Annotated in this window: 27 protein-coding genes and 1 riboswitch; of the genes, 11 read left to right on the top strand and 16 right to left on the bottom strand. The window is 65.0% G+C overall.

Annotated features, from left to right (window positions below):
• Positions 1–5: 5 nt before the first annotated feature.
• Both DK842_RS01160 and DK842_RS01155 read left to right on the top strand, forming a co-directional pair.
• On the top strand, positions 6–1,112 hold the full coding sequence (locus tag DK842_RS01160; RefSeq protein WP_114059715.1) for an agmatine deiminase family protein: 1,107 nt from the start codon (positions 6–8) through the stop codon (positions 1,110–1,112).
• 266 nt (positions 1,113–1,378) lie between these two features.
• Entirely contained in the window at positions 1,379–2,338 is a 960-nt protein-coding gene (locus DK842_RS01155; RefSeq protein ID WP_114059714.1) for a LysR family transcriptional regulator, read from the top strand.
• Here DK842_RS01155 and DK842_RS01150 read toward each other — a convergent pair.
• From DK842_RS01150 to DK842_RS01140, 3 genes are all read right to left on the bottom strand, one after another.
• Positions 2,289–3,044: an AraC family transcriptional regulator gene (locus DK842_RS01150; protein WP_232538569.1), complete on the bottom strand. Its 756-nt coding sequence runs from the start codon at positions 3,042–3,044 to the stop codon at positions 2,289–2,291. The two genes, DK842_RS01155 and DK842_RS01150, sit on opposite strands and share 50 nt — an antisense overlap.
• A gap of 170 nt (positions 3,045–3,214) precedes the next feature.
• Positions 3,215–5,458 (bottom strand): M9 family metallopeptidase, encoded by a 2,244-nt coding sequence (locus DK842_RS01145; RefSeq protein ID WP_114059713.1) that lies wholly within the window; start codon positions 5,456–5,458, stop codon positions 3,215–3,217.
• Positions 5,459–5,571: 113 nt separating this feature from the next.
• Entirely contained in the window at positions 5,572–6,477 is a 906-nt protein-coding gene (locus tag DK842_RS01140) for a LysR family transcriptional regulator (RefSeq protein ID WP_114059712.1), read from the bottom strand.
• A 118-nt stretch (positions 6,478–6,595) separates the two neighbouring features.
• On the opposite strand from DK842_RS01140, the gene DK842_RS24040 reads away from it, so the two are divergent.
• Complete coding sequence (locus tag DK842_RS24040) at positions 6,596–7,444, top strand: pirin family protein (protein WP_114059711.1); 849 nt, start codon at positions 6,596–6,598, stop codon at positions 7,442–7,444.
• A 278-nt stretch (positions 7,445–7,722) separates the two neighbouring features.
• Here DK842_RS24040 and DK842_RS01130 read toward each other — a convergent pair whose 3' ends face one another.
• Positions 7,723–9,444 (bottom strand): GGDEF domain-containing protein, encoded by a 1,722-nt coding sequence (locus tag DK842_RS01130; RefSeq protein ID WP_114059710.1) that lies wholly within the window; start codon positions 9,442–9,444, stop codon positions 7,723–7,725.
• A 103-nt stretch (positions 9,445–9,547) separates the two neighbouring features.
• Positions 9,548–10,192: a helix-turn-helix transcriptional regulator gene (locus DK842_RS01125; protein WP_198414607.1), complete on the bottom strand. Its 645-nt coding sequence runs from the start codon at positions 10,190–10,192 to the stop codon at positions 9,548–9,550.
• A gap of 258 nt (positions 10,193–10,450) precedes the next feature.
• Here DK842_RS01125 and DK842_RS01120 point away from each other — a divergent pair, with 258 nt between their 5' ends.
• The 3 genes from DK842_RS01120 (at position 10,451) to DK842_RS23760 (ending at position 13,002) form a co-directional block, all read left to right on the top strand.
• Positions 10,451–11,416 carry a threonine/serine dehydratase gene (locus DK842_RS01120; RefSeq protein WP_114059708.1) on the top strand — a complete coding sequence of 322 codons (966 nt, stop codon included), beginning with the start codon at positions 10,451–10,453 and terminating at the stop codon, positions 11,414–11,416.
• Positions 11,403–12,353 (top strand): ornithine cyclodeaminase family protein, encoded by a 951-nt coding sequence (locus DK842_RS01115; protein WP_114059707.1) that lies wholly within the window; start codon positions 11,403–11,405, stop codon positions 12,351–12,353. The genes DK842_RS01120 and DK842_RS01115 overlap by 14 nt, the downstream gene beginning before the upstream one ends.
• Before the next feature lie 139 nt (positions 12,354–12,492).
• On the top strand, positions 12,493–13,002 hold the full coding sequence (locus DK842_RS23760) for a phage tail assembly protein (RefSeq protein ID WP_168194795.1): 510 nt from the start codon (positions 12,493–12,495) through the stop codon (positions 13,000–13,002).
• Here DK842_RS23760 and DK842_RS01105 read toward each other — a convergent pair.
• A complete protein-coding gene (locus tag DK842_RS01105) occupies positions 12,986–14,011 on the bottom strand; it encodes a magnesium transporter (RefSeq protein ID WP_114059706.1) in 1,026 nt (341 codons plus the stop codon). The genes DK842_RS23760 and DK842_RS01105 overlap by 17 nt on opposite strands.
• Before the next feature lie 78 nt (positions 14,012–14,089).
• Positions 14,090–14,254: riboswitch (M-box (ykoK) riboswitch) on the bottom strand.
• A gap of 320 nt (positions 14,255–14,574) precedes the next feature.
• Between DK842_RS01105 and DK842_RS01100 the strand changes: the two genes are divergently transcribed.
• Positions 14,575–15,354: an HAD-IIA family hydrolase gene (locus DK842_RS01100; protein WP_114059705.1), complete on the top strand. Its 780-nt coding sequence runs from the start codon at positions 14,575–14,577 to the stop codon at positions 15,352–15,354.
• A gap of 3 nt (positions 15,355–15,357) precedes the next feature.
• Here the strand turns inward: DK842_RS01100 and DK842_RS01095 are convergent, their stop codons facing one another.
• The 6 genes from DK842_RS01095 to DK842_RS01070 all read right to left on the bottom strand — a co-directional run bounded on the left by DK842_RS01095 (position 15,358) and on the right by DK842_RS01070 (position 20,404).
• Complete coding sequence (locus tag DK842_RS01095; RefSeq protein ID WP_168194794.1) at positions 15,358–16,761, bottom strand: MFS transporter; 1,404 nt, start codon at positions 16,759–16,761, stop codon at positions 15,358–15,360.
• Positions 16,762–16,850: 89 nt separating this feature from the next.
• A complete protein-coding gene (locus DK842_RS01090; protein WP_114059703.1) occupies positions 16,851–17,456 on the bottom strand; it encodes a hypothetical protein in 606 nt (201 codons plus the stop codon).
• Positions 17,457–17,535: 79 nt separating this feature from the next.
• Positions 17,536–17,988: an aminoacyl-tRNA deacylase gene (locus tag DK842_RS01085; protein WP_114059702.1), complete on the bottom strand. Its 453-nt coding sequence runs from the start codon at positions 17,986–17,988 to the stop codon at positions 17,536–17,538.
• A gap of 17 nt (positions 17,989–18,005) precedes the next feature.
• Positions 18,006–18,629 carry a LysE family translocator gene (locus DK842_RS01080; RefSeq protein ID WP_114059701.1) on the bottom strand — a complete coding sequence of 208 codons (624 nt, stop codon included), beginning with the start codon at positions 18,627–18,629 and terminating at the stop codon, positions 18,006–18,008.
• Positions 18,630–18,711: 82 nt separating this feature from the next.
• On the bottom strand, positions 18,712–19,644 hold the full coding sequence (locus DK842_RS01075) for a LysR family transcriptional regulator (RefSeq protein ID WP_114059700.1): 933 nt from the start codon (positions 19,642–19,644) through the stop codon (positions 18,712–18,714).
• A gap of 142 nt (positions 19,645–19,786) precedes the next feature.
• The gene (locus DK842_RS01070) at positions 19,787–20,404 is read right to left on the bottom strand and encodes a LysE family translocator (RefSeq protein ID WP_114059699.1); all 618 of its coding nucleotides are present in this window, start codon (positions 20,402–20,404) and stop codon (positions 19,787–19,789) included.
• A 126-nt stretch (positions 20,405–20,530) separates the two neighbouring features.
• Here DK842_RS01070 and DK842_RS01065 point away from each other — a divergent pair, with 126 nt between their 5' ends.
• Positions 20,531–21,013, top strand: a complete 483-nt coding sequence (locus DK842_RS01065; RefSeq protein WP_332835395.1) for an Lrp/AsnC family transcriptional regulator — start codon at positions 20,531–20,533, stop codon at positions 21,011–21,013.
• Between the two features lie 22 nt (positions 21,014–21,035).
• Here the strand turns inward: DK842_RS01065 and DK842_RS22845 are convergent, their stop codons facing one another.
• Complete coding sequence (locus tag DK842_RS22845; RefSeq protein WP_168194793.1) at positions 21,036–21,488, bottom strand: BON domain-containing protein; 453 nt, start codon at positions 21,486–21,488, stop codon at positions 21,036–21,038.
• Positions 21,489–22,743: 1,255 nt separating this feature from the next.
• Here DK842_RS22845 and DK842_RS01055 point away from each other — a divergent pair.
• The 3 genes from DK842_RS01055 (at position 22,744) to DK842_RS01050 (ending at position 24,512) form a co-directional block, all read left to right on the top strand.
• Entirely contained in the window at positions 22,744–23,166 is a 423-nt protein-coding gene (locus DK842_RS01055) for a DUF7684 family protein (RefSeq protein WP_145963948.1), read from the top strand.
• 359 nt (positions 23,167–23,525) lie between these two features.
• Positions 23,526–23,843: a hypothetical protein gene (locus DK842_RS22840; protein WP_145963947.1), complete on the top strand. Its 318-nt coding sequence runs from the start codon at positions 23,526–23,528 to the stop codon at positions 23,841–23,843.
• Between the two features lie 147 nt (positions 23,844–23,990).
• Positions 23,991–24,512 (top strand): hypothetical protein, encoded by a 522-nt coding sequence (locus tag DK842_RS01050; protein ID WP_114059695.1) that lies wholly within the window; start codon positions 23,991–23,993, stop codon positions 24,510–24,512.
• A 354-nt stretch (positions 24,513–24,866) separates the two neighbouring features.
• Here DK842_RS01050 and DK842_RS01045 read toward each other — a convergent pair whose 3' ends face one another.
• The 3 genes from DK842_RS01045 to DK842_RS01035 all read right to left on the bottom strand — a co-directional run bounded on the left by DK842_RS01045 (position 24,867) and on the right by DK842_RS01035 (position 26,764).
• Positions 24,867–25,343, bottom strand: a complete 477-nt coding sequence (locus DK842_RS01045) for an FKBP-type peptidyl-prolyl cis-trans isomerase (protein WP_114059694.1) — start codon at positions 25,341–25,343, stop codon at positions 24,867–24,869.
• Positions 25,344–25,557: 214 nt separating this feature from the next.
• Entirely contained in the window at positions 25,558–25,968 is a 411-nt protein-coding gene (gene msrB / locus DK842_RS01040; RefSeq protein WP_114059693.1) for a peptide-methionine (R)-S-oxide reductase MsrB, read from the bottom strand.
• A 154-nt stretch (positions 25,969–26,122) separates the two neighbouring features.
• Positions 26,123–26,764 carry a histidine phosphatase family protein gene (locus DK842_RS01035; RefSeq protein ID WP_114059692.1) on the bottom strand — a complete coding sequence of 214 codons (642 nt, stop codon included), beginning with the start codon at positions 26,762–26,764 and terminating at the stop codon, positions 26,123–26,125.
• Positions 26,765–26,776: the final 12 nt, after the last annotated feature.

Here is a 26,776-nt window from a genome sequence, read left to right as displayed (position 1 = left end):
AGGCGATGGCTAACCGAAGACAATTCCTGGGCGGCGGCGCATGGGCGGCGGCCAGCCTGTTGGCGGGCAAGGCGCTGGCAGGCGGCGTCGGCGCGACGCCGAGCGCCGGGGCCGCATATCGGATGCCGGACGAAGGCGACCGCCATGCGGCCACGTGGATGGCTTTCGGGCCCAGCCTGGCTGTGTGGGGGGAGAGTCTGTTGCCGGCGGTGCGCCGCGATCTGGCCAGGGTGGCGGCGACGATCGCCGCCTTCGAGCCGGTCCGGATGCTGGCGCGGGAGAACGAACTGGAGATGGCGGCCAAGCTGTGCGGCCCCGGCGTGGAGCTGATCGCGCAGCCGTTGGACGATTTGTGGATACGCGACAGCGGGCCGGTGTTCGTCAGGAGCGACGCAGGCCGCATGGCCGCCGTGGATTTCAACTTCAACGGCTGGGGAGGCAAGCAGGCGCATGGCCGCGACGCCAAGGTGGCCGGCTTCGTCGCCGCCAAGGCCGGAACGCCGCCGCTGCGCTCCAGGCTGGTGTTGGAAGGCGGCGGCATCGAGGTGGACGGCGAAGGCACCGCCATCATCACCGAGAGCTGCGTGCTCAACCCCAATCGCAATCCGGGTTGGAGCAAGGAGCGGTGCGAGCAAGAACTGCGCCGCGCGCTGGGCGTGGAGAAGGTGATCTGGCTGCCGGGCATCGCCGGGAGAGACATCACCGATGGCCACACCGACTTCTACGCCCGTTTCGCCGCGCCCGGCATCGTGGCGGCCGGCTTGGAGGCCGATCCCGACTCCTACGACTACTCGCTGACCCGTCGTCACTTGGCCATTCTGCGCCAGGCGCGCGACGCGCGCGGCCGGAAACTGGAGGTGGTGGCGATTCCGGGGCCGACCCAGGTCCGGCCCGCGCACGGCAGCGACGAGATGGCCGCCGGCTACATCAATTTCTATGTGTGCAACGGCGCGGTGATCGCGCCCGAATTCGGCGACGCGCGGGCCGACCGCAATGCGCTAAGCGCGTTGCGCGAGCTGTTTCCCGGGCGCGAGGTGGCGCAGCTGAACATAGACGCCATCGCCGCGGGCGGCGGCGGCATCCACTGCGCGACCCAGCAGCAGCCGGCGTAGGAGGCGATGCGAATGAACCGAGTGCCTTCTCCCTGCGCGGCAAGGTGGCGCCGTGGTGATCGCCACCGGCCGCTGCGCCGGCAAGGACGTTCGGAGATGACGCGGCCGGAAACCGCCATGGAAGAAGCCTGGGAGCGGATCGCGGCCTGCCGCCGCGCGGCGAAGGTTGCCGCTGAGCGCTGGCCGCGCGCGATGTCGGTCGGAAGCGGGACATCGGCGATAGCATCGCCGCGAGCCGGCAGGGCGCCGGCGGCAAGGAGAGGCTCATGACGGAGTATCGGGAGAAGCGGGAGGCTGCCCCGGAGGAAGCCGCCGGCGAGTCGCGGCTGCCCTCGCTGCGCTTGCTGGCCGGCTTCGAGGCGGCGGCGAGAATGGGCAGCTTTTCCCGCGCCGCCGAGTCGCTGCATCTGTCGCAGTCGGCGATCAGCCACCAGATTCTGCAACTGGAGGCGTTCGTCGGCCAGCCGCTGTTCCATCGGGTGGGGCGGGGCGTGGAACTGACTTTCGCCGGCGAGCTGCTGCGGCAGAGCGTGGGGCGCGCGCTGGACACCCTGCGCCGCGGTTTGGACCGCATCGCCGCCTATACCGATCCCGGCCTGGTGGTGCTGGTGGGGCCGGCCTTTCTGCTGCAGGGCTGGCTGCAACCGCGCCTGCCCGGACTCCATGCCGCGCACCCGGACATTATTCCCCTGCTGTCCACCGACGAGGAGCCGGGCCTGGCGGACGAAGTGGACCTGGACCTGTTGATTTCGCCGCGGCCGCTGGCCACGGAGGGCTGGGAAGACGCGCGCTGGCTGCGCGACGAGTGGCTGTTCGTCTCTTCGCCCGAGCTGGCCGACAGGCTGGCGGCGCTGCCGTTCGAACGCCAGAACGAGGCGGCGCGGCTGTTGCGGCTGGAGCAAGCCGGCCTGCCGGACGCGGTCGACGCGGAGGTGCGGCGGCAACAGCGGCGGCTGGGCGTGGCGGCCATTTACGACGACGCCCAGCTGGCGCGGGACGCCGCGCTGCGCGGTCACGGCGTCGCCTGCTTGTCTTTGCTGGCGGTGGACGACGATCTGCGCGCCGGCCGGTTGCGCGCGTTGGCCGGCTATCCGCGGCTGCCGGGCGCGCAGTGGTGGCTGTCGCGCCCCATGAACGCGCTGCGCAGCGACGCGATGGAGCGGATGTTCGAATGGCTTAGCTCTGCCGCGCGGCCAGCGCCTGCATGCGCAGCTGGCGGGGGCTGAGGCCCAGCAATTGGCGGCACAGCCGGGTGAGGGCGCTCTGGTCGGAAAAGCCGCAACCGGCGGCGATGTCGGCCAGCGGGCGGCGGCTGTGGCGTATCGCGTGGCAGGCCGCTTCCATCCGGGTGCGGCGGATGAAGTCGCCGGCGCATAGCTGGAATACACGCTTCATGCGCCTGTCCAGCTGGCCGATACTGAGTCCGGACAGCTCGCACAGCTCCTCAAGGTGCAGCGGGCGGTGGTAATGGGCCTGGATGTGGTCGACGCAGGCGGCGAAGCGCGCGTCCAGCAGCTTTTCGCGGGTGAGGTCGGCTAGGTCTTTCGAGATGCAGACCAGGCCCAGCAGGCGGCCGTCCGGATGCAGCAGCGGCTGCTTGCTGGTCAGGCACCAGCCTGGCGCGCCGTCTGGGTAGATGGTCAGGTCGAGCCGGTTGCGCAAGGGCGCGCGCTCGGCGAACAGCAGACTGTCCTGTTCCCGGTAGCGGTTGGCCATGTCCCGCGGGAACAGCTCGTGCGCGGTGCGGCCTTCGGCCTGGCCGCGGTTGCGCAGCGCGCAGCGGGGCACGCAGCCTTCGCTGATGGCCAGGTAGCGGCTATCCGGGTCTTTCACCGAAAACACCACATCCGGCAGATGGTCGAACAGGGCGGCCATCGCGCCGACTGCGGCCAGGTCGCAGACAAGATGCGGCTGCTGCATGGTCATATGCATGAGGCGACGATCCTTGCGCAAATGTCGCTCGCCGCGCGGGCGAGGTAATGGTGCCATCGTTGCCGATTATTCTTTTGGCATTGTTTAAGACAAGATGGTCCATCTGTATGCATTTTGCAAGAAATGCCCGCAGTGGCCGCCGGAGCCCGCCGCGGGCATTGGCGGAGTCGCTACTCGTAGCTGGCGCTGACGGACACGCCGGAGAACGGCTGCTTCGCCTGCAGCGTCAGGTAATACCAGTGGCCGCTCTGAGGCGCGGCGATGGCGACCGATTCGTCGTTGCCGGCGGAGACGGACGAGAAGTCATAGTTCGCCGGCGTCGGGTAGCGGTCAATGGCTACGTAGAGGTCCACGTCGCCGCTGCCGCCGCTGGTCCACAGCTTCAGATTATGCGCGCCGGCCGGCATCCAGATGGCGGCATAGGCCGCGTAGGAGGAGGACAGGCCGGAAATCGAGCAATTCTTGCCCAGCCGCTCCGGCGAGCCTTCGTTGCAGGCCGGCAAGCCGGTGGATGGCGGCAGCGGCGGCTGGCCAGCGGTGGTGGCGTTTTGCGCCCAGCCGGCGAACTCGGCGTCGTAGCGCTTGCCGATCTGGCGCATCAGCCCCGCATAGCCGCCGGCGTAGTCGCCCTTGCGCCATAGGGGCAGCATGGCGTCGATGTCGGCGCGGTGGCGCTCGAACATGAAGCGGGTGGCCATATAGCCCCAGCGATAGGCGCGGGTGACGTAGTCCGACATGTCGTAGGTGTTGCCGTAGATCTGGCTCAGCTGGTAGGTGCCGGTCTTGGCGACGTCGATGGCGGTCTGGTTGTCGTTGCGCAGCGACAGGTACTCGGCCAGGCCCTCTATCCACCACACCGTCGGTTGCTGGGTGGCGGCGGAGAAGTCGCCGTACATGTCGAAGCGGCCATCCAGGTAATGGATGTATTCATGCTCCAGGTTCCACACCTTGAACGCCGGGCGCAGCCACGAGGCCTCGTGGGCGATGAAGCGGGCCTGGTTGCCCGGATCGGCCGGGTTGCCTTCCAGGTACATGCCGCCGTTGTCGGTGGAGATGCCGTAGATCACGCCGGCGTACTTGGAATAATTGTTGTAGTCGTCGAACACCACCACTTCCAGCGAGGCGTTGTTGTCGTTGGCCACCGGCTGGTTGCGGGTTTGCAGCATCTGGTGGAAGTAGGACTCTTCCTTTTGCAGCAGTGCGCACGACGACTGCATCTGGTCTGTGGTCATTTCCTGCGCGCGGATGCGGATGGTGGGGCTGCAGGTGTAGCGGTTGACCAGGACGGCGTCGGCCAGTTTGGTTTCGAAATTGCAGGTGCCGTATTCGGCGCAGTTGGCGTTGTCGTAGTACTTGACCGCTTCCGCCGCCGCCAGCCACAGCTCGTTGTCGGCCCCGGTCATGCTGCTGGCGGCGAGGATGGCCTTGGCCTGCGGCTTGATGGCGGGCAGCAGCGCCGGATATTGCATGAAGCGCAACCCTTCACGGGTGGCGTCGCCCAGCTGGTAGGCCGTTTCGGTGCCAAGCAGGCTGGCCTTGTTGGCCTGGACGAATTGGGTCAGCGCCGCCGAATAGCTGCCGTCGTTCTGCAGCAGCGGCGCGGCGTTGGCGCGGCCGTGGGCGTAGAAGAACACGGTCAGCGCGCCGGTGAAGCCCTGGCTGGCGGTAGTTTCGCGCAGGCTTTGCGCGGCGTTGGGGTTGGCGGCGGTGTTGGTGTAGCGCTGGACGATGGTGCGGACGGACGGCAGGTAATAGGCTTCGTCCGCCATATTGGTGATCAGCGTCATCACCTCGCCCGCGGTGGTGGGCGCCTGGGCGTTGGCGGCGAACAGCGCCGTTCCCGCCGCCAGTTGCTTGATGCCGGGGCGCAGCGCGCTTTGCAGGCTGGGGTCCAGCGCCGGCAGCGCGCCGGTGCTGGCCAGGTAATAGCCGGCGCGCAGATACAGGGTCAGGTTGACCAGAGCCATCGACGACGCGTTGTAGCCGGCGGCTTCCTGGGCGAAGCGGCTGGCGACGGCGTTGAGGTTGCCGGCGCTGTAAATGGAGGCGGCCAGATTTTTGTCCAGCGCGAACAAGCCGTAGGTGCAGGTGTAGTCGGGCAGGCTGACCAGATAGTTGGCGAGATCGGCGCCGCTGTGGCTGGCCAGCGCATTCATGTCCTGGCACTGCGGCGTGGCCGCGTGGCGGACCAGTTTTTTCTGCGGCTTGCCTATCACGGTGCGGTTGTCCTGCAAGCGGTAGCGGGCCTGGAAGTCGGTTGGCGGGCGCTGTTGCCACAGCCGCGGCGGCGCGGGCTGCCTGGCCTGGGCTTTGGCCAGGTGCGGGGTTTTATAGGTTTTGGGCGCGGCATGGGCCGGCGCGGCCAGCGCCGAGGCCAGGGCCAGGCACAGCGCGGCGAGAGGGATGCTTCGCATATTCTGTCTCCGGAATATCAGGGCGTCTCCCTGACCCGGACGATCATGCCAAGCGCGCCCGCGCATTTCTTGGCGCGGCTTCGCGCCGGCGCGCGCAGATTTGCCAAATGCGTTCAGCTTGCCGGCGCGTTCCCTTCCAGTTTCTCCACCACCATGGCGACGAAGGCGCTGACCGCCGCGGGCAGGTGCTTGCGGCTGGGATAGAGCACGCTGAGTCCCGCTCCGGGGCGGCGATGGCCGGGGAGCACCGACAGCAGCCGGCCGGCCGCCAGGTCCAGTTGCGCCAACGCCGGCGGCAGCAGAGCGATGCCGAGGCCGGCCAGCGCCGCCCGCCGCTGCGCCTGGGCGGTATTGCCGCGAAAGCGGCCGCCTACCAGCGCTTCTTGCTCGCTGCCGTCGGGGGCGAGCAGCTTCCAGGCGACGCGCTCGCCCGGGGCCGCGCCAGTCACGCAGTCGTGCGTCGCCAGTTCGGCCAGCGTCGCCGGCGCGCCGCGGCGGTCCAAGTAGGCGGGGCTGGCCACCAGGCCGGCGTTGCCGCTGACCGGCAGCCGGCGCGACACATAGTTGGAGTCGGCCAGCTCGCCGCCGCGGAAGGCGACGTCTATCCGCTCCGCGATCAAGTCCGCCCGGGCGTCGCTGAGCGCGAATTCGATTCTTACCCGCGGATGCGCGTCCAGAAATTCCGCTACCCATTCCATCGGCAGGAAATCGAAGAAATCGGCGGTGGCGGCTACGCGGATCAGGCCGCTGGGTTCGCCGCCGGCGCTAGCCAGCGCCTGGCCGGCGTCGAGCAGCCCGTCCACCGCGGCGGCGCAACGCTGGTAGAAGGCTTCGCCGGCGGAGGTGAGGCTGAGCTTGCGGGTGCTGCGTTGCAGCAGCCTGCTGCCCAGCGCGTCCTCCAGCTGCTGTACGCGGCGGCTGACGGTATTGGGCGGCAAGCCCAGCCGGCGGCCGGCTTCGGTGAAGCTGCCCTGGCGCGCCACTTGCACGAACAGCGCCACGTCGTTCAGATCCAGCATCGCCTTATTCCTTACATACATGGATGAATTAAATACAATTATACCGTCTAGTTCGGCAATGGCGATGGCGGTAAGCTGGGTTCATCGCCATCCGACTGCTATCGACAAGGAATACGCCATGAACGCCGCCACGCTTGCCTCCCCTCGCGCCATCGTCCACCGCACCCGCGGCGCCGCGCACGGACCCATCACCCGGCTGCTGAGCCCGGGCCGGATGGGGCGCCAGTTGAAGCCTTTCGTCTTTCTGGACTGGTTCGATATGGACCTGAGCGATGGCCAGCAGGGTTTCGGCCTGCACCCGCACTCCGGCATCGCCACCTTCACCTGGTTGATAGCGGGCGAGGCGGCGTACGAAGACACCACCGGGGCGCGCGGCTTGTTGCCGGCGGGCGGCGTGGAGTGGATGCGGGCCGGGAAGGGCGTATGGCATGCCAGCGAGCCGGCGCCGGGCTCGCGCCGGATGGCCGGTTTCCAGTTGTGGCTGGCGTTGCCGGCCGAGCTGGAGCTGGCGCCGGCCGAGAGCGTGTATCTGGCGCCGGAGCGGATTCCGCAGATCGGGCCGGCCAAGGTGCTGTTGGGCGAGTACGCCGGGGCCAGGAGCCCGATCCCGTCGCCGGAGGGCGTCAGTTATCTGGCGGTGTCGCTGAAGGATGGAGAGCGTTGGACTTTTGTCCCGCCGGCAGGGCACGAGGTGGCTTGGGTGGCGCTGAACGCCGGCGCCTTGAACGCGGCGGGAGAGGCTCGGCCGCTGGAGGCAGGCGAAATGGCGGCTTTCGCCGAATCCGGCGAGGCCGTCTCGTTCACCGCGGTCGGTGACGCCGCCTTCGTGCTGGGCTCCTCGCCGCGGCACCTGCACGAACTGGCGACGGGATACTACTCGGTACATACCAGCGCGGAGGCGTTGGCGGCGGGCGAGGCGGAAATCGCCCGCTTGGGCGAGGCGCTGCGGGCGCGTGGCCGATTGTAGGCAAGGGCAAGGCCGCTGATGGCAGGGTCGCCTCCGCGTGCAATCGGGCGCCAGCGTCGCCATGCTGATGGAGGGCTCATGGAGCCTGTATCTGGCGTTAGCCAGCGGCGTGGTGTTCGGCATCCTGGGTTTGGGCTGTCGGCGGGCTGTTTTGGCAGCGCCTTGCCGAGCGCTAGGCCGGCGCCGTAATTCGGCACGACGAACGCGGTTGCCGATACGGGACTGGGCTGTGGTTGGATAGCCGCCTGTCTGGAGGGCTCCTTGCTTGATGCGGCGCGTCAGTTCTCGGCCATCACGATGCGGTTTCTGCCTTGCCGCTTGGCCGAGTACAGCGCGCGGTCCGCCGCTTGCAACATCTGCTCCAGCGTGGGGCGGATATCGTTCAGCGCGGCGACGCCGAAACTGGCGGTCACTGCCAGCCATTCGCCGGAAGGCAGCGCGCACGGCGTTTCCTCGATGCCGGCGCGCAGTCTTTCCGCCAAAGCGTCGCCGGGCGAGGCGCCGCCGTGGCGGGCCAGCAGCACGAACTCCTCGCCGCCGTAGCGCCCGGCCAGGTCGCCGTCGCGGCAGGCGCGGTTCAGCATGGCTGCGACATGGACCAGCACCGCGTCGCCGGCATCGTGGCCGTATTGGTCGTTGACTTGCTTGAAGTAATCGATGTCGAACAGGATCAGCGTGGCCGACTCCCGCGCCAGCCGGGCGCGGGCGATTTCGGCGTGGGCCGCCTGAGTGAAGGCGCGCCGGTTGGCGATGCCGGTCAGGAAGTCAAGACGGGACACTTCTGTCAGTTCTTCTATCAGCCGTAGACGCTCCTGTTCCAGGCGGCGTTTTTCCTGGCTGTTGCTGCGCAAGATCGCGATGGCGCGCAGCAGATCTCCCACCTCGTCTTTCCTGTCGTTCACGGGCAGCTTGGCGTCCAGCTTGCCGTCGGCGATGTCGGTCAGCAGCCGGGAGGCCGCCAGCAGCGGTCTGGCGATGCGGCGGCGGATGAAGGCCAGCAGCGCCAGTTGGGCAATCAGCGCGACCACGCCCAGTCCGATGGCGCCCAGCAGGTGGCGGAAGGCCGCGCGCTGTTGGGCGCGGGCCTCGACGGCCGCCGCGGTGAGCATCGCATCGCGCAGCTCCACGATGCTGTACAGGGTGGGCACATAGCCGGCGGTGAAATCTTCCAGGCTAACCGCATACGGCTGGCCGCGGCGGCTGGCATCCAATACCAGGTCCACCTGAGCCAGGCCATCCTGGAAATACCTCGCCTGCATGCTGTCCAGCGCCAGCCGAGGGCCGCTCTGGGAAGACGGGACGTTCAGCCGCAGCCGTATGGTGCCGCGCAATTGTTCGATGCGGCCGCGCAGAATGAAGACATCCCGGGCCTCGGTTTCGGTCAGCGGACGTTTCTCAGCCAGCGCGGCGGTGAGGGTCGATCCCATCCGGCCCGCGTATTCGCGCAGTTCGGTGGCCAAACGGGCGCCGCTGAGCGGGTTGGACAACTGCGGATAGGCGTTGGATGCCAGGGTGGACAAAGAGGTGACCGCCTCCAGAATGGCGGGCACCACATCGAACATCTGTTTGATCGGGGCCATGATTTCCGCTGACGACGGAGCCGGCGAGCCGATGACGCGGTCCATGCCGCGGCGTGCCTCGCTCAGCCGTTGCCGCGCGACGCGGGCGGACGAGAGCGCCCGCTGATGATAGGCCGAGCGCGATGGGGACAGCGCGGCGACGAGGTCGCGCAGCGCGTGGTCGCTGGTTTGCCGGGCCAGGCGCAGCCTTTCGCGCGCGGCAGGGGTGGCCGACGCCCCGATCAAGGCGTTGGCGGGGCCGCGCTCGAAGGAGATCTTTTCCACCGCCACCATCGCCAGGTGTGCGATCTGGATCGAATTCAGACCTTCGTCCGCCGCGTGGTAAACCGTCCATTCGCTATTGATGATCCAGGCCAGCGGCAAGCAGGCGAGGATGAGCAGCGCGATGGTGATCAGAGTGAATGTCTTGGACAGGCGCATCGTGTCAATCAGTGCAAACGGGATGCCATTGCCAGCAAAAGCGCTGTGCAAGATTGAGTATATGCGCGCAGGGGCGCGGTTGGGGACTTTGCCGCGGGGCGCTTCAGTCCATCCCGCCGCGCAGTTCCTTGATGCGCTTGTAGACGGTGGCCCGTCCCATGCCCAGCACGTTGGCTACGTAGTTGACCGCGCTTTTGCCGCTGAACGCGCCTTCGGCATGCAGCGCGTCCACCAGTTCCCGCTTGTGCGAGCGCCCCAGTCCGTTGAGGCCGAGTCCGCGTTCGCGCAGCCAGCCGTGCAGGAATACGTTGACGCGTTCCTGCCAGTCGTCGCGGAACAGCTCGGCCGGCTGCGGCCTGACTCCGGCGCCTTTGAGCAGGATATCCAGCGCGCCGCGCATTTCATCGAACACGGCGATATTGAAGTTCAGGCACAGCATGCCGGCGGGGCGGGCCTGGTCGTCGAACAGCACCGCGCTGACGCTGCGCATTCTGCGCCCGTCCCAGTTGAGTTTTTCGTAAGGGCCGACCACACGGTCGCGCGCCGCGCCGGGAATCTCCTCCAGCGCCGAATCGTCTCCCGGGCTGCGCCGGGACAGGTTGTTGGCGATGTGGAGCACGGTCTGGTCATGCAGGTCATGGATCACCGCCTCGACATAGGGGTGGAACAGAGTGGCGATGGCGTCGGCGATATGGGCATAGCGGTTGAGCAGCAAATCCTTCACAGGCGAGGGGGCGATTCGGCGCATGGCGGTCCAGTCAGGGGCGGAATGGCTAAGATTATAGACAGTTTGTCTCATTTTTGGATGTTCGTTGTTTTTCCGCCGCGATACGCCTTGGCTTGATAAGACAGGATGCATCAGGATTTTACGCTTATCTTGATCAATGTCTTGTTGTTCATTTTTTATATTTATTGTCTATTTTGTAATTTTTGTCTATATTTTGAGAACGCTTTCATTCCCATTCCGGCGGCTGGCGCCGCCTGACCCATGCCAGGAGATCCCGACATGCGCGATCTATATAGTCAAATCGTCGACGCCCACCAGGCCTTGCGGCCGCAGGTGGCCGTCACCCCGCTGAGCCACAGTCCCGCGTTGTCGGCGCTGACCGGCTGCGAGGTGTACCTGAAGTGCGAGCATCTGCAGCACACCGGCTCTTTCAAATTCCGTGGCGCCAGCAACAAGATGCGGCTGCTGGAGGATGCCGCGCGCCGCTTGGGCGTGGCCACGGTGTCCAGCGGCAATCACGGCCTGGGCGTGGCGCTGGCCGGCAAGCTGGCCGGCGTGCCGGTGACGGTGTACGCGTCGGCGGCGGCCTCCGCGATGAAGCTGGACGCGATCCGCGCCCACGGCGCGAAGGTGGTCGTCATCGATGCGCCGATGCTGGAAGTGGAGCTGGAGGCCGCGCGGCGCGCCGAGCGTGAAGGACTGCCCTTCGTCTCGCCGTACAACGACGTGGATGTCATCGCCGGCCAGGGCACGATAGGGATGGAGTTGGCCGAACAGCATCCCGGCCTGGCGGCGGTGTTCGCGTCGGTGGGCGGCGGCGGCATGATTTCCGGCATCGGCGCCGCGTTGGAGGCGGAGAGTCCGGAGACCGAGATCGTAGGCTGCTGGCCGCGCCATTCCCAGGCGCTGTACCAGAGCATGCTGGCGGGGGAGATCGTCGAATACGAAGAGCGGGACACCATTTCCGACGGCACCGCCGGCGGCGTGGAGCCGGGCGCCGTCACCCTGCCCATCGCGCGGCGGGTGATAGACAATACCGCGCTGGTGGACGAGGCGGCGATCAAGGCGGCGATGCGCAAGATCGCCGAGGCCGAGCGCTGGATGGTGGAGGGCGCGGCCGGCGTCGCGATGGCGGGGCTGTTCCAGCTGGCCGAGGCATATCGCGGCCGGCCGGTGGCGGTGGTGCTGTGCGGCCGCAACATCAAGCTGGAGACTTTCCTGGAGGCGTGCCATGAGGCTGCTTGACAAGAACGCCATCATCGCGCGCTTCGATGTGGAGCGCGCGCTGGCCGAAGTGAAGGCCGGCTTCATCGCCTACTCGCGCGGCGAAGTCCAGTCGGCGCCGGTGCAGAATTTCCGTTTCGCCGGCGCCAACGGCGATTGCTGCGTCAAATCGGCGCATATCGCCGGCGAGGAGGCGCTGGTGGTCAAGATCTCCACCGGCTTCTACGACAACCCGTCGCGCGGGTTGCCCAGCAACGACGGCTTGGTGCTGGCGCTGTCTGCCACGGATGGCCGGGTGCTGGCGTTGCTGCAGGACCAGGGCTGGCTGACCACGATGCGGACCGCGCTGGCCGGGCGGCTCGCCGCGGACTTGCTGGCGCCGTCGCGGGTGGAGGCGATAGGCCTGCTGGGCGCGGGCGAACAGGCCCGCGCCCAGTTGGAGCAGCTACGGGCGGTAACCGACTGCCGCGAAGTCCGGGTATGGAGCCGGCAGCCGGAACAGGCCGCTGCCTTCTGCGCCTTCGCCGCGCCACTCGGCTTCCGCGCGCTCGCGGCGGCCGATCCGCGCGCGGTGGCGGCGGAGGCGAACCTGATCGTCACGGCCACGCCGTCGCGCGGGCCGCTGCTGCGGCGCGGCTGGCTGCGGCCGGGCACGCACATCACTGCGCTGGGCGCAGACGGACCGGGCAAGCAGGAGCTGGATCCGGCCATCGTCGCCGAGGCGGATATTGTCGCTGTGGACTCGCTGGCGCAGTGCGCGGCTTACGGCGAGGCCTCCCATGCGGTGAGGGCCGGCTTGCGCGACCCGTCCAGCCTGATTGAGCTGGGCGCGGCATTGGCCGCCGGCGGGCGTTTGCGTCAAGACGCCCAGCAGATCACGCTGGCTGATTTGACCGGCATCGCGGCGCAGGACGCGGCCATCGCAGCCAGCGTGCTGGGTGGAGGATCGCAGTCTTAGAACCGCTAACAAAACCGCGCAGAGTCCCTGAGCCAAGGCGCGCCGACGCAGGCAGTACAGAGAGCACGACAAGGAGGCGCAACGCAGGATCAGGGGTTTTGTTAGCGGGTCTTAACTGTTTTCCGGCTCCGATTGCGTCATGGCTTGGACCAGGGCCAGCCGTCACCGCCAGGAGGATGCCGGCCAGGAAGGCTTCCTGTTCGCCCGCATGGCCGGACTGACGCTGGAGGACATCGGCCAGCTGGACATCGCCGACAGCAAGGCGTTGTCGGATTGTTTCGCGCAATGGTGGGCGCCGGGGAGCAGACTGCCGCCGTTGGATGAGGTGCAGTTGATTGCGCTACGGATGCAGCCCGCCGAGATCGACGGAATGGAGATGGCGGATTACTGGTGCTGGGGGGGCGAGCGGGAGCTCAAGAGCCGGAGTGCGTCGCGCGGCGGTACACAGCCAGCACGGCCGCCACCAACAAGCCAGCCGCACAGGATGTGCCGATCGCCGCCGGCCGCGGCAGCCCGCTCCAGCCGGAGCTGGCGGACTGTTTTCTGGCCGGTTTCGACGCATTCGCCGCCATCGCCTCCCATTGCTCGGACGAGGTGGAAGCCGTGCCGGGCGGATGCCCGGCGCGGGCTCATCAGGCCAGATCGGTGATGAGCAGCTTGGCGATGTTGAAGTAGATCACCAGGCCGGTGCCGTCGATGAAGGTGGCGATGAAGGGCGCGGACACCACGGCGGGGTCGATGCGCACTTTCTTCAGCACCATCGGGATGATGGACGACACGATGGCGCTCCACACCGTGATGGCCACCAGCGTCAGGCACACCACCAGCGCCACTTCGTTGCCCACCCCCAGCATCCAGGCCCTAAACAGGCCCACCAGGCCGATGGCCAGCGCGATCATCACCGAGGTGGTCACCTCCTTGCGCAGCACCGCGCCCAGATTGCGCAGGCCGACTTCGCCCACCGCCATCGCCCGCACCAGGGTGGAGGTGATCTGGGTGCCGCTGTTGCCGCCGGTGCCGATCAGAAGCGGGATGAAGAAGGCCAGCGCGATGGCGGCTTCCAATTGCTCCTCGAACACTTTCAGGATGGTGCTGGTGTAGGCCTCGGCGGCGAACAGCAGCAGCAGCCAGGGCAAGCGCTTCTTCCACAGCGCCCACGGGCTGGAATCCAGATAGGGCGTGTCCAGCGGCAGGCTGGCGCCCTGGCGCTGTGCGTCGTCGGTTTCCTCATCGCGCAGCAGGGCGGCGATCTCGCGCTCGTAGAGCGCGCCGGCCAGCTTGCCGCCGCGGACTACCGGCACGATGTCCAGCGCCTTTTCCTGCAGCTCCGGCGCGATCTCGCGGCGCAACATGTCCGGCGTGGCCGAATAGTCTATCGGCTGCATCAGCGCGGAGACCGGGCGGGCGTCATCCTGCTCGGTGAGCAGGGTCTTCAGCGACAGCCTGCCGTGCAGGAAGCCGCTGTCGTCGGTGACGAAGAGCTGGGCCGGCACGTCGTCGTCGCGCAACTGGCCCAGGATGTGGGCGCGGGCGGCGGCGGCTTTCATGTCGCGGCGGAGCGTGATCAGCGACACGCTCATGTAGGCGGCTACGGTTTCCTTCAGTTTGATATCGGCCGCGTTGCCGGCGGCGAGGGTGTGGGTGGCGACATAAGTCATGGTGAGAAACTCCCCGTTTAGCTGTTTAAACCGCAAACAGTTCTCAATGGGGGCGACAACCAGGAAGGAGAGTGCAGAAAGCGATCTCCGCGTCTAGGTTTTGGCACTATGCAACGTATCCGTTGGAAGTCACTTTGGGCTAAACCTTAATCCGATAAAGCCTGTCCTAACCTTGGGCGTCTCTCGACGTCGTCAGATCAGTGACCTGTGTTTGCATAGGAGCCTCGCCGAACGAGACACTGCATCTTTAAGTAAGCAAAACGGAAGCCGCGGCCAGGGGGCCGGGCTTCCCGTCCGCCAGCGCGCTGGACGATGGCCGGACTGACGGTCTGAATGTGAAAAGTCACATTTGTTCCAAGAAATTTTCATTTTTTGACAATAAATCGCATTCGCATGCGAAAAATGTTCGCATATGGCCAGGGGGTGGGCGGGATGGTTGAGGCGCATTGTTCCGGCGCGAACAAATCCGCCATCCGCCCATGCTATGCTGTGGCCGTTGCGGCGGCATGCCGCAGCCCGCGACCGTGCCCGCGCAGCCGGCACCTGTGTTCTGGATACACCGTATGAGCAAGAGCATCATTTCCGACATGGATGGCGTGATCTACCGTGGCAAGCAGCTGATTCCCGGCGCGCGCGAATTCATCACGCGGCTGATCGATACCCAAACGCCCTTCCTGTTTTTGACCAACAACGCCGAGCAGACGCCGCTGGACTTGCGGTTGAAGCTGGAAGGCCTGGGCATACCCGGCCTGACCGAGGACAATTTCATCACCAGCGCGATGGCGACGGCGATGTTCCTGAAAAGCCAGACCCGCAAGGCGATGCCCACCGCGTACGTGGTGGGCGGCGCCGGCCTGATCAACGAGCTCTACAACGTCGGCTTTTCCATTTCCGAATCCCATCCGGACTACGTGGTGGTGGCCAAGTCGCAGACTTTCAGTTTCGAACAAATCAAGAAGGCGGTGCGCTTCATCGATCAAGGCGCCAAGTTCATCGGCACCAACCCGGACATGATCGACCCGATAGAGGGGGGCGGCTATGAGCCGGCAGCCGGCACGCTGCTGGCGGCGATAGAGGCCGCCACCGGCAAGAAGCCCTACATCGTGGGCAAGCCCAATTCGCTGATGATGATGCTGGCCACCCGCAAGCTGGGCGTGCATCCGGAAGAGGCGGTGATGATAGGCGACCGCATGGACACCGACATCGTCGGCGGCCTGGAGGCCGGCATGTGCACCGCGCTGGTGTTGTCCGGCGTTTCCACCCTGGAGTCGATGGAGCAGTTTCCCTACCAGCCGGACTACATTTTCAACAGCGTGGCCGACATCGATCCGCAGGCGCTGTAAGCGTCAAGCCTTCTGCCGGGAGGCGGCTTCCAGGCCGCTTTCGGCCTTCGCGCCCGCTCCGAACGCGCGCGGGCTGATCCAGGCGCCGGCTAGCGCCAGCAGAATGGACATCGCCAGGATGGGCAGCGTGTCCGGCGGCGCGGATGGCTGAGCCCGCGCGTGCAGCAGCAGGCCGGCCAGGGCCAGCGCGGCGCTGGAGGCGAGCGCGTCGCTCAATTGCAGCGCCGACGCGTTGCGGCCTTGCTCGTCGGGGCGGGACAGCTGCATGGTCAGCACCGACAGCATCGGGAAACTCAGGCCAATGCCCAGGCCGGTCAGCGCCCATCCCGCCACCGCCAGCAAGGGCGGCCAGCCCATCGCCACGCTCAGCAAGGAAACACTCAGCCCGGCCGCCATCGCGGCGAAGCCGGCGGTCAGGCCGCGGCGGCGCGCGCACTGCCCCTTCAGCCGCGCCTGGATCGCGCTGCCGGCGCTCCACATCAGCGCGCTGGCGGTCAGCGCCAGCCCGGCCGCGTTCAGGCTCCAGCCGTAGCGCGTGGTCAGCAGCAGCGGAATGAAGGCCTCGCTGCCGAAGAAAGCCGCGGCGATCAGGCCGCGCATCGCCACCACCGACGGCAGACCGCACTTGGCGCGCATGGCGCCTGCCGGCAGCAGCCGCCGCGCGGCCAACGCGGTGCATGCCGCGGCCGCGGCCAGCGCCAGCGGCATCCAGGGCCAGGCCGGGAGATGGCTGCCGCCGTGCAGGCCCAGCGCGCCCGCCGCCGCCAGCAGGCTCCAGCCCAGCAAGGGCCAGCGCAGGGGCTCGGCGCGGCGGGAGTGGCCGCGCTGCCGGTTCAGCGCCGGCAGCAGCATGGCGCCGGCGATGGGCGCGACCACGGCCACCGCCAGAAACACCGCGCGCCAGCCGAGAACATGAACCAGGCCGGCGGCGATGCTGGGGCCCACCAGCGCCGGCACCACCCAGGCGCCGGCGAACATCGCGAACAGCTTGGGATGCAGCGCGGAGGGAATGGCGCGCGACATGCCCACATAGATGGCCACGCCCAGCAGGCCGGAGCCCAGGCCCTGCAGCAGGCGTCCCAACACCAGCGTGTAGATGTCCGGCGCCGCGCCCGCTGCCAGCAGGCCGGAAATGAAGGCGGCCAGGCCCAGCGCGGCGGAACGCGCCGGGCCGTGGCGGTCGCACACCTCCCCGCCCAGCACCATGCCCACCACCGAGGTGGCCAGCGTGCCGCCGAAGGCGATGGCGTAGAAATCCAGGCCGCCCAATGCGGCCGCTACCGCGGGCATGGCAGCGGCGACGGCGATGGCTTCGAAGGCCAGGAGCGAGATCAGCGCGATGGCGCCTAGGCTGGCGGCGACCCGGCCCTGGCTGAAAAGACTTTCATGGTTGACGGCTTGCGGCATGGGAAACGCTCTTGTTGCGGTAACAGCCGTCATCATGAATGTTAAAGCGCGCTTTAAGTCAAGCGCACGCCGATATCGGCATCCGGGGCTCACATGCCCGGGCAGGTGTCCGGCAGATCGTCCAGTCCCTGGCGGTCATGGCGGAAGCGGGCCACGGGTTTGCCCTTGCCGTAATCGATGGCGATCACGTAGAGGCTGTCGAAGTCGTTCTTGCCCCAGGCGGGCACCTGCTCGGCGCCATCCTTGCCGCCGTAGCGGCGCATGATGTCGGCCGCCATCTCGCGCAGCAGTTTGTGCTCCCAGGCGATGTACACCGTCTTGCCGTGGCTAACCGGATTGACCAGCTGTTGTTGCAGACCGTCTATCGCCAGCATATCGAACGCGGTGTTCACTGGCAGGCCCTGGGAGATGGCGGTGGGCTCTATCGTGGCCAAGGGGCGGATGTAGTTGAAGGTGCCGGCCGGGTCGCGTTTCTGGCTGGCGGTGGACGGCGCGTAGATTTGGTCCGCCTTGCCGTACTTGGCCGGCAGCGCCTTGATCAGCGCCAGCGAGCGGTTGAGCCCCTTGCAGCTGAGCTGGCCGTAGCCGCCTTCCGGTTTTTCGCCATGGCGCAACATGACCAGGGTCTGGGTGTCGGCGAGGACGGGCGCGGCGGCCAGCAAGGGGAGCAGCAGCCGGATGAGGAGGGTCTTCATCGATGGGGTCCATTGGGGAGGTGCCGACAATTTCGCGCATGGGCCGCGCGGAATGCAAGCGTAATCGCGGTTGGCGGAGTCACTCGTACCAGATCGACACCCGGTTCAGCGCCGCCACGGCGCGGGGCGGAATCTTCAGCGTCCTGAGCGGATCGCCGGCGCCGCCGTAGATGAAATCGTGGGCCAGCAGCGAGCGGTCCATCGCGCAGGGCAGATCCAGGCCCAGCAGCGGCACCGCGCCGGCCTCGCAGCCGGTGATGTCGCGGACGCGGCGGCGGTCGGCCAGTCGGGCCCGGCCGCGGCCAAGCAGCCGCGCGAGCCTGTCCCAATCCACGCCGTCCCGTCCTCCTGACAGGATGCAGGCGACGACGTCGCCGTCGGCCTCCACGATCAGCGTGGGAGCGGTTTGCTCCATGGCGATGCCGAAGTGGGCCGCGCCCTCCCGGGCAGAGCGCAGCGGCTGGCTGTGTTCCAGCACTTCGCCGCCGTGGCGGGCGGCCAGCGCGGCCGCGATGTCCCGTTTGGATGGCATGGTGGTCTTTCCTCGGCTCAAACCACCAGGATGCGCAGGCCCAACAGCAGCATCAGCGCGCCGCCGCAGCCGTCTATCCACCTGGCCTTGCGATGCAGGCCGGTCAGGATGGCGGGGCGGGAGATCAGCAGCGTCAGCAGCGCGTACCAGCCAAAATCCAGCCCTATCGCGGTGCCGATCAGCAGCAGCTGGCCGCTGACCGGCATGTCGACGGTGACGAACTGGCTGAGCAGGGCGACGAACATCACCGCCAGGTGCGGATTGGACAGCGCCACGGCCAGGCCGGTGCGGGCGGCTTTCCAAGAGGAGGTCGGCGCGGCGGCGGCGGCGGCCGCCCCGGAGGCGGCGCGAGGACGAGCCGCCGCGCGCAGGCCCTGCACGCCCAGCCATACCAGGTAAGCCGCGCCGAGGCAGGCGACGATCCTGAACAGCAGCGGATACGCCGCCATCACCAGCGCCAGCCCCTTGGCGGCGGCCAGCGCGTACAGGCCCACGCCCAGCGCGTGCCCTGCCGCCGCCGCTAGGCCGCCGGCGCGTCCGCCGCGGGCGGTTTGCTGCAAGACCATCGCCAGGCTGGGTCCGGGCGACATCGCGCCCAGCATGCATACGCCGGCGAATTGCAGCCAGATCGTCCAGGTCATCATTGTCTCCTTGTCGAATGACAGTCTGGACAGAGTCTATGAGCCGGCCCGACGGGGCGGAACCGCCATCGGGAGATAGCCGCTATGCGTCTCCCGCATACTTGCTCACGCCGTGGATGGAGTGATGCAGCACGTCGAACACGTGGCCGCGGAACCAGCGGTGCGCCGGGTCCTTGTCCGCGCGCCCGTGCCATAGCAGCCAGTAGCGGTAGGTGTAGTCGATGAAAGGCATGGGTCTGGCCTGGACCGGGAACTGGCGCTGGAAGCGGCCGGCCAGGTGCTCCGGCAGCGTCAGCAGCAGATGGCTGCGGGAGACGATGCTCAGCGCCGACACGAAATAGGGCGTGGCGATGCGGATATGGCGGCCCAGGCCCGCGCGCGCCAGCTGGATGTCGACGAAGCCGTCCTTGTCGCTGGCGGAGCTGACGCGCGCGTGCGGCCAGGCCAGGTAGTCGTCCAGCGTCAGACCCGGCTTGCCGCGCAGCGGGTGGTTGTCCGCCATCACGCACATCGGTTTGTCCTGGCCCAGCGGCTTGCCGTAGATGTTGTCCGGCACTTCGTCGGCGATGGTGGAGACCAGATCCGCGCTTCCATCGACCAGCATGTCGAAGCGGCCCGCCTGCCACGGGAGAAATTTCAGCCGCATGGCCGGCGCCTGCGGCAGCACCCGGTCCAGGATGTCCGGCAGCATGTATTCGGCCAGGTAGTCGGAGCCGGCGAAGGAAAACTCCCGCTCGCAGGCGGACGGGTCGAATCGCGGCGGCTGGTACAACTGCTCCACCAGCCCCAGCACGGCCCGCAACTGGCCGCGCAGCTCCTCCGCCCGCTCGGTCAGCACGAAGCGCTGTCCCTCGCGCAGCAGCAGCGGGTCCTTGAACTGCGCGCGCAGCTGCACCAAGTGGCGGCTCATCGCCGATTGCGTCAGGCCCAGCCTGGCCGCGGAATGGGTGAGGTTGCGCGTTTCCAGCAGCGCCTCCAGCGAGCGCAGCAGATTCAGATTCAGAGGAAGAGACATGAGGCATCCGTCATTCTCGGGCGGATGCCGCCGGGCGGAGACCCGGCGCGGCGCGCCCGTTTGTTATGCGATACCTGTCGATTGTGGGGCGGCCGCCGCGTTTAGGGAATAGCCGGATGCGGAGAAGGGCGCGGGAGGGCGGTCAGCCCAGGATCAGCCGGCCGGCCATCGCCACGAACACGCCGCCCAGCAAGCCTTTCTGCAGCCTGGCCATCGGGCGGCGGCCTTTCAGCCGGCGGGCGATGCCGCAGGCGGCGAAGGCGTAGACGGCGTCGAAGCACAGTCCGACCGAGACCAGAATGCCCGCCAGCAGCATGAACTGCGGCAGCATCGCGCCGTGTGCCGGCGATACGAACTGGGGCAGGAACAGGGCGCAGAACATCAAGGCCTTGGGATTGAGCAGATTGGTCAGAAAGCCGCGGGCGATCGCCGCCCGGCCGGACTCGGTCGCGACGGGGCCGCCATCCGGCGCCGGCTGGGCGCGGATCACCTTCCATGCCAGCCACAACAGATAGCCGGCGCCGATCCAGCGCACCGCGTCGAACAGCAAGGGGTGGGTGGCCATCAGGGCGGCGAGGCCCAGCCCGGACATCATCACGTGCAGAAAGCGCGAGGCGGCGATGCCAAGCGCGGTTTGCAGGCCGGCGCGGATGCCGCGGCCGGCCGAGGTGGCCATCACCAAGGCCATGTCCGGCCCTGGCAGCACATAAACCGCGACCAGGGCGGCAAGGTATAGCGACAGCACGGACAATGGCAGCATGGCAGGCTCCGGTGCAGAGGAAACGATGCGTTTAGTGTGCGCCGGCGCGGATGGAATTGCTTTGCTTTGTCTTGCGCAATGTGGCTAAATTTTAAAAGACTCTTTCTTAATTTTGGCTTGATGAAAATGACTCTTCCAAAATCAGAGCTGGACGATGTGGATCTGACCCTGATGGACCTGCTGCAGAAGGACGGGCGGCTGTCCAACGCCAAGCTGGCCGAGCAGGTTTCGCTGAGCGAAACGCCGTGCTGGCGCCGGCTGAAGCGGCTGGAGGCAGACGGCTACATCTCGGGCTATCGGGCGGCGCTTAACCGCAAGAAGCTAGGCTTCGGCGTGCTCGCCTTCGTGCAGATAGGCTTTGGCAACCACACCGGCGACGCGCCGCTGCGTTTCGAGACCATGCTGCAGTCCATCCCGGAAGTGCTGTCCTGCCATAATCTGACCGGCGAATGCGACTATCTGCTGCAAGTGGTGGCCACAGACCTGGAAGCGTTCGGCGTTTTCGTGCGCGACGTGCTGCGCGAGCTGCCCGGGGTGTCGTCCATCCGCTCCAGCCTGTCGCTGCGGGAAGTGAAGGAGTCGGTCCGCTTGCCGCTGGGGCGCGGTTAGACGAGCCCGGGGCGCGGCGGAGTCACTGCGTCGGCATCGCCGGATAGTTTGGCTTGCCTACGCCGACGATGAGATTGGCGACCACCAGTTGCACATTGGGCGTTCGCTTGATGAAGGCCTCCATCCCGGCGGCCGCGCGCCAGCTGCGGATGCAACCCTCCACGTAGACGAATCGGCGCTGCACGGTCAGCCACAGGCTGGCGTCGGAGAAACGTCGGCTATGGGCGAAGCGGCGGCGCAGATCGGCGGCGATGTCGGCATCGTACAGATAGGCATTGGGTTTGGCGCACTGCCCGGCCAGCCAGCAGCTGGTGCCGCGTTCGATCCGCGAATGCGCCTGCTGTTTCATTTCCGCCTCGGTGGCGAACGGCCCCCGCGGCATCGGGCAGCCGGCTATCCGGCCGCGCGCCTGGAAAAACGGGTCGCCAAACCAGTTCTTGAGCGGCGGAGAGGCAAACGCTGCCGCGCTTGCCAAAAGCAGGCTGATGCCCAGGCTCCAGGCGCGGCGGGGCTGGGAAGCCGCCTTGCTCGCTAGGCAAGACGCTTTCCGCCTTTTCGCATGCCCAGGGAAGATATCGCGCATATCGGGTGAAAACACGGGATTGTCTGCCATTTTAGCCAAAAGTCAGGCTTGGGTTTGGGATAATCCAATGACTGTATTTCGGCCAGCGCGGCCTGTCGATGGCATTGATGTCATTCGAAGTCGATGTTCTTGACCCGCAGGCGCATTCGCTCCATCAGCCGCATGCCGGAGCTGTACGGCAAGCTCAGCTGCAGCGCGTGCAATCCATCGGCTCGCGCTAGCGTGCCGCCACCTCCCGCAGCGCCTGCATGACATTGGGAAGTTTGGATGGTTTGGCTCGAACCGCCTCTTCCAGCCAGGCAAGTTCAGCATCAGCATACCGGGATAGAGGAGCCGCAACGCAGACAATGCTTGAGTTTGCGTGGATGCAGACACCTGGCCTTCCACGGCTAGAGGGGGTGAAAACCACCGATTTCCGCAGCCCCTATCTCGCGGGGACGCCGATAATGGCGAAAGCGCACAAAGCGCCGCACGGACGTATTGCTGCTCGGTGCGCAGGCGGCAATGCCTGACTCGCAGCGTCTCGCGCAGAGCATCGAGCACGCGCGGCGCGGCAGTCTCAGCTGGCGGTGTACTTGCAGGCATCATCACCCCCGCATGCTTGAAGAGCAATGAAAAAGCCGCTTATCATGTCATGTTGTACGAACAAACAAGCCGAATATACACCTGCATAGGTGTATATTTTATGTTGGGAGGCAAGACTCGCTGACTGTCAGCGATATCTATTCTTGTGGAATTGGTCGCGGCGACAGCGATGCCTATGAAATTAATGGATTCCTTACTGTTTTTCGGCATCTCACTTTTCTCTCTTTGTCCCAAAAAAGAACAGGAAAAAGCAATTCTTTTCTTAGCTCCGGGTATTGTCGAGAAATCTATAAAATAAATTCCAGTTTATGGTGGTTCAAAGGTTGCCTTTGCGGGAAAGGCAACTGTAAAGGGCAATATTGTTAAATCAGGGTTGGCTCCTTTTTCATACGCATTTTATAAAATTTCCCACATTCAATTCTGCAGCCTGTACGGATTGGAAGCTAGCTATATGCTGACAGCTTCCTAACTTTTCAGTCAGCTGGATAGCCCAAAGCTAGGCTTTGAACTTCCCTAAGTCGCTGCACTATTTTGGTGCGGCGTAACTCCAAGGTTATGTATCGTGACTGTCAATATTGAATACCTACAGCTTGTACCTGGGGCGATCTTACCTCCCGTGACGGAGAACACCCCATTTCTGGCTGTTGTGATTGTCGAAGGAGACGTAATGCCAGAATGGCAGGCATTAGTTAGCGACTGGCTGGTTCAGTCTGGGTGCCTTTACATGATGGCTTGGGGAAGGAACTGTAGCTCTTGGGACGACTCAGTCGACCACGCCAATTTGAAAGAATTTTCCTTTGGGGAAATACCTGAAGACAAGTTCGTCATGACAACTTGGCATGCCAACGACCCATTGCATGATGTCTTCTGGTTCTCGAAGAACAACGGGGTTCATCCTTCGGTCGATCTTGAGCGTAGCTTGCTGGTCCACATCAGTCCGTTCAACAAATCTGCCAAGCTACTCAGCGCGTATGTCGATGCATAACTTTACGTTCAACCGGACCGCCTACAAGCTGCGCTTGCAGCGTCCCTCCCCCTTCGGCTCCGGCGGCCGGTTAGCTCCACGTTAGGCAATGCTTTGATTTAGCGTGTTTTGTGTTCGTCGATAAAACACAGTATTCAAAATTTTACGCTGAGCTCGCTGCACTTTCCAGTTTTTCCAACTAGCAAACATATTGCAAGCTCGTTGCTATTCTTATCGTCCAGCTTTAAAATCATCCATCATTTTTTAGTTTGGGTTTAAGGGGTGTTATGCGTCATTCTTCATCACTCAGTCCAACCTATTGTTGCAGCGTGTCGCCTTCGGCGCCTGCTGAATCCACACGTTAGAGGTGTAGGCACATCATGGCATTTTCATTTAATGGAATTGGTACAACCTATTATGGGAAAAGAGATGTTGATGAGAATGGCAGCTATATAACTACAAAATTTATTATCATTGCGTACTTTCCAATAATTCCGATAGGGTCATTCATTGTAATGCCTCATGGTCCAGCGGAGGGGAATAGCGCTATGTCATTTCAGGCGTTGGATAGCGTGCCGATTCCTTTAAGTTGGAAGCAAGTTTTAAATGTTTACTTCGCGGCTTTTGGCTATTCCGCGGCCGCGGCGGTCTGGATTTATGCGGTTGCTTCGTTTGTTGAGTATCTAAGGCAAAAATAAATTTTGAGTTAGTTATTTAATGCTTAGAGAGGCAGATTGTAGCTGGTTGTTTTTAATGGTTTCTCTAATTTCTAACTTACCCGGACCGGCCTGCCTGTGGCTTCGCTGCAGGCAGTCCATCCGGTTCGTCCAAACGTTAGGCCGCTCATGAAGAATATTGAGCAACTGCGAGAGATTTACTTTAAGGCGCAAGTGGGCGAGGCACACTGGCAAGATTACATCAACTGGGCAATTGACCGTCTCAGATGCGATGATGAAGGAGACGACCTTGATATTGTGATGTTGGCAGCGGCCACATTACCTGATGAAGTGCAACTTTTAGTTGTACAGATTGCAGAGCGCTACCTTGGAGACGATGCATTAAACGACGAGTTGGTCGCAGGAAAATGGATCGTAGAACTCCATCGGGCTTATAAGAGCGGCAAGGAAACTGCCATCTCGATTGAGCCAAAGCTGTGGCGGCGCTACTACGATTTGGCGATGCCTGACTGGCTTATGATGCTTGCAAGGAATTGCGAGTACGCAACTGATGTACCGGACTTTCAAGGCCCTTTTGATGAGGAGTTTGACTACATTGCGGGCTTGTGGGACGGCTCTCGGTCCTTACTCGATTTTATGAGCCAGTACGACTCAGCGATCTCTAGGTCGCATGATGTTCAATACGAATAGATCTGCTTTCAAGCGGGCCGCACCTCGCAACGACCTAACTAGCAGGTCAAGCCGACGCCGACTAGGGAAGGTCTGAACTTCTACATCTAACTGGCTGGTCAAGCCTCAAACGTTTTGGCCGATGCACACGCTTGATTTTGTGCACACCGCGCCTTCCCTGTCGAGATTGGGCCGCTGCCTGAATACTTGATGCAAAGGCCTAATCCTTCATTCCAGTGGACGCCTGACGGCGCCGCTGAATTCGCACGTTCTGCTCAATGCCGGGTGGCGTCGTTCCGCTACTGCCAGGGGGAGCCCATGGCAAAAAAAAGCCCTCCTGATGTCGGAAGGGCTTTTTTTGTCGGGCGGAAAGCGTTAATGCTGGTGCCCGTGCTCGCCATGCACATGCTGGTGGGCAATCTCTTCGGCGGTGGCTTCGCGCACGTCCATCACTTTGAGGGCGAAGCGCAGGGTTTTGCCGCACAGCGGGTGGTTGCCGTCCAGCAATACGGTTGGGCCTTTGATCTTGGTGACGAAGTAGTAGCGCGGCTCGCCGTTCGGGCCGGGGCGTTGAATCTGTCCGCCTACTTTGACGCCGGGCGGGAATTCGGCTTTGGGCATGGTGGTGACCAGCGCTTCGTCGCGCTCGCCGAAGGCGTCTTCGGCAGTGAGTTCCAGCGTGGTTTGGAAACCAGATTCCTGGCCTTCCAGCGCGGCTTCCAGCTTGGGGAAAAGGTTGTCGTAGTCGCCGTGCAGGTAGGCGACGGGGTGCTTGCCGTCGTCGTAAACCAGACCCTGGCTGTCGGTGACTTTCATGCGCAGGGTGACGGCGGTGTTGGCGGTGATTTTCATGATGGGATGCGGCGAAAAAATTGAAGCGGGAAGGGTCGCAGTTCGGCGTGGGAGTGTCAACTGAATCGCCCTTGGTTTGCCGGGTGTCGCTATTTTGGTCCAATGGAGCGAATAGCCGTTCAGGCCGAGAAACGGCTGGCAGGGCATGTATCCGAATATCGGCGAGAGGCGGGGGCGCCCCTCGCTGATTGGCTTGACGCGATGTTGTATCGCGTTAGCCAGTGTTGCCGCCGGTTTGCTTGGCCTTGAAGTCCAGGCAGACGGAGTTGATGCAATATCTTTCCCCGCTTGGCTCCGGGCCATCTTCAAAGACGTGGCCCAGGTGGGCGTCGCAGTTGGAGCAGCGCACTTCCACGCGCACCATGCCATGGCTGGTGTCGGCGAGGCGGGCGATGCTGGCGCCGGCGGCCTCGGCCCAGAAGCTGGGCCAGCCGCAGCCGGCGTCGAACTTGGTGTCGCTGTGGAACAGCAGCGCGCCGCAGCAGGCGCAGAAGTAGTCGCCTTGCTTGTTGTGAAAGTAGTGTTCGCCGCTGAACGGGCGCTCGGTGCCGGACTGGCGGGCCACGCGGTATTGCTCGGGCGTGAGCTGGGCGCGCCATTCGGCGTCGGTTTTCTCTATGGTCATGGCGGTTTTCCTGGTGTCGTCCTGCCCGGCGGGCTGGCCCCATGCCGATGGGTCGCCGCGGGGACGGTTTTCTTACCGGAGACTAGCAAATTCCCGCGGGCGCGTGGAGGGCCCTGTCCGGGCCGCGCGGTCCCGGGCAAGCTTCAGGGCGGGATTACTGGATTTCGTCCAGCGCGCCGCTGAGGTGGGATTCGTCGGCCCAGCGGCGCAGCGTCCAGCCGCCGTCATGATAGTCCAGCCAATTCAGCGCGGCGTTGGGTATGGGAAAGTCGCGCTTGTCGCGCAACGGCTTGTCGGTGGCGGCGCGGTACATGATGTCCAGCACGCCGCCGTGGGTGACGATGAGCACGTTTTCGCCGGGATGGACGGCGGCGATGCTGGCGAGGCTGTCCAGGATGCGGGCGCGGAAGCGGCGCAGGCTTTCGCCGCCGTCCAGGTCGAAGTCCGGATCGCGGGCCTGATGTCGGCGGTAGATGTCCGGGATTTGGTCCGCGGCCTCGGCGTAAGTGAGGCCCTGCAGCGCGCCCATGTGGCGCTCGCGCAGCTGCGGCGTGTAGTGGGCGTTGAGTTGCAGGCGGGTTTGCAGCGGGGCGGCGGTTTGCCGGGTGCGGATCAGGTCGCTGACGTAGAGCGCCTGAAAGGCGTGATCGGGTCTGAAGGCGTGGGCCAGTTGGCTGGCTTGTTCCAGGCCGGTGTGGTTGAGGGGGATGTCGGTGTGGCCTTGCAGCCGGTATTCGCGGTTCCAGTCGGTTTCGCCGTGGCGAACCAGGCAGAAGCGGGTAACGGGCTGAGTCATTGTCGCCTTTCT

The sequence above is a fragment of the Chromobacterium phragmitis genome, assembly GCF_003325475.1.
Classification (GTDB): domain Bacteria; phylum Pseudomonadota; class Gammaproteobacteria; order Burkholderiales; family Chromobacteriaceae; genus Chromobacterium; species Chromobacterium phragmitis.
The sequence above is the reverse complement of the archived record's forward strand: the minus strand, read 5'-3'. Positions and strand labels throughout refer to the sequence as shown.

What these genes read in the sequence shown, in the direction of transcription:
- DK842_RS01160 (WP_114059715.1), top strand. Translation starts at nt 6, where the DNA reads ATGGCTAACCGAAGACAATTCCTGGGCGGCGGCGCATGGGCGGCGGCC.
- DK842_RS01155 (WP_114059714.1), top strand. Translation starts at nt 1,379, where the DNA reads ATGACGGAGTATCGGGAGAAGCGGGAGGCTGCCCCGGAGGAAGCCGCC.
- DK842_RS01150 (WP_232538569.1), bottom strand. Translation starts at nt 3,044, where the DNA reads ATGCATATGACCATGCAGCAGCCGCATCTTGTCTGCGACCTGGCCGCA.
- DK842_RS01145 (WP_114059713.1), bottom strand. Translation starts at nt 5,458, where the DNA reads ATGCGAAGCATCCCTCTCGCCGCGCTGTGCCTGGCCCTGGCCTCGGCG.
- DK842_RS01140 (WP_114059712.1), bottom strand. Translation starts at nt 6,477, where the DNA reads ATGCTGGATCTGAACGACGTGGCGCTGTTCGTGCAAGTGGCGCGCCAG.
- DK842_RS24040 (WP_114059711.1), top strand. Translation starts at nt 6,596, where the DNA reads ATGAACGCCGCCACGCTTGCCTCCCCTCGCGCCATCGTCCACCGCACC.
- DK842_RS01130 (WP_114059710.1), bottom strand. Translation starts at nt 9,444, where the DNA reads ATGCGCCTGTCCAAGACATTCACTCTGATCACCATCGCGCTGCTCATC.
- DK842_RS01125 (WP_198414607.1), bottom strand. Translation starts at nt 10,192, where the DNA reads ATGCGCCGAATCGCCCCCTCGCCTGTGAAGGATTTGCTGCTCAACCGC.
- DK842_RS01120 (WP_114059708.1), top strand. Translation starts at nt 10,451, where the DNA reads ATGCGCGATCTATATAGTCAAATCGTCGACGCCCACCAGGCCTTGCGG.
- DK842_RS01115 (WP_114059707.1), top strand. Translation starts at nt 11,403, where the DNA reads ATGAGGCTGCTTGACAAGAACGCCATCATCGCGCGCTTCGATGTGGAG.
- DK842_RS23760 (WP_168194795.1), top strand. Translation starts at nt 12,493, where the DNA reads ATGGCTTGGACCAGGGCCAGCCGTCACCGCCAGGAGGATGCCGGCCAG.
- DK842_RS01105 (WP_114059706.1), bottom strand. Translation starts at nt 14,011, where the DNA reads ATGACTTATGTCGCCACCCACACCCTCGCCGCCGGCAACGCGGCCGAT.
- DK842_RS01100 (WP_114059705.1), top strand. Translation starts at nt 14,575, where the DNA reads ATGAGCAAGAGCATCATTTCCGACATGGATGGCGTGATCTACCGTGGC.
- DK842_RS01095 (WP_168194794.1), bottom strand. Translation starts at nt 16,761, where the DNA reads ATGCCGCAAGCCGTCAACCATGAAAGTCTTTTCAGCCAGGGCCGGGTC.
- DK842_RS01090 (WP_114059703.1), bottom strand. Translation starts at nt 17,456, where the DNA reads ATGAAGACCCTCCTCATCCGGCTGCTGCTCCCCTTGCTGGCCGCCGCG.
- DK842_RS01085 (WP_114059702.1), bottom strand. Translation starts at nt 17,988, where the DNA reads ATGCCATCCAAACGGGACATCGCGGCCGCGCTGGCCGCCCGCCACGGC.
- DK842_RS01080 (WP_114059701.1), bottom strand. Translation starts at nt 18,629, where the DNA reads ATGACCTGGACGATCTGGCTGCAATTCGCCGGCGTATGCATGCTGGGC.
- DK842_RS01075 (WP_114059700.1), bottom strand. Translation starts at nt 19,644, where the DNA reads ATGTCTCTTCCTCTGAATCTGAATCTGCTGCGCTCGCTGGAGGCGCTG.
- DK842_RS01070 (WP_114059699.1), bottom strand. Translation starts at nt 20,404, where the DNA reads ATGCTGCCATTGTCCGTGCTGTCGCTATACCTTGCCGCCCTGGTCGCG.
- DK842_RS01065 (WP_332835395.1), top strand. Translation starts at nt 20,531, where the DNA reads ATGACTCTTCCAAAATCAGAGCTGGACGATGTGGATCTGACCCTGATG.
- DK842_RS22840 (WP_145963947.1), top strand. Translation starts at nt 23,526, where the DNA reads ATGGCATTTTCATTTAATGGAATTGGTACAACCTATTATGGGAAAAGA.
- DK842_RS01050 (WP_114059695.1), top strand. Translation starts at nt 23,991, where the DNA reads ATGAAGAATATTGAGCAACTGCGAGAGATTTACTTTAAGGCGCAAGTG.
- DK842_RS01045 (WP_114059694.1), bottom strand. Translation starts at nt 25,343, where the DNA reads ATGAAAATCACCGCCAACACCGCCGTCACCCTGCGCATGAAAGTCACC.
- msrB (WP_114059693.1), bottom strand. Translation starts at nt 25,968, where the DNA reads ATGACCATAGAGAAAACCGACGCCGAATGGCGCGCCCAGCTCACGCCC.
- DK842_RS01035 (WP_114059692.1), bottom strand. Translation starts at nt 26,764, where the DNA reads ATGACTCAGCCCGTTACCCGCTTCTGCCTGGTTCGCCACGGCGAAACC.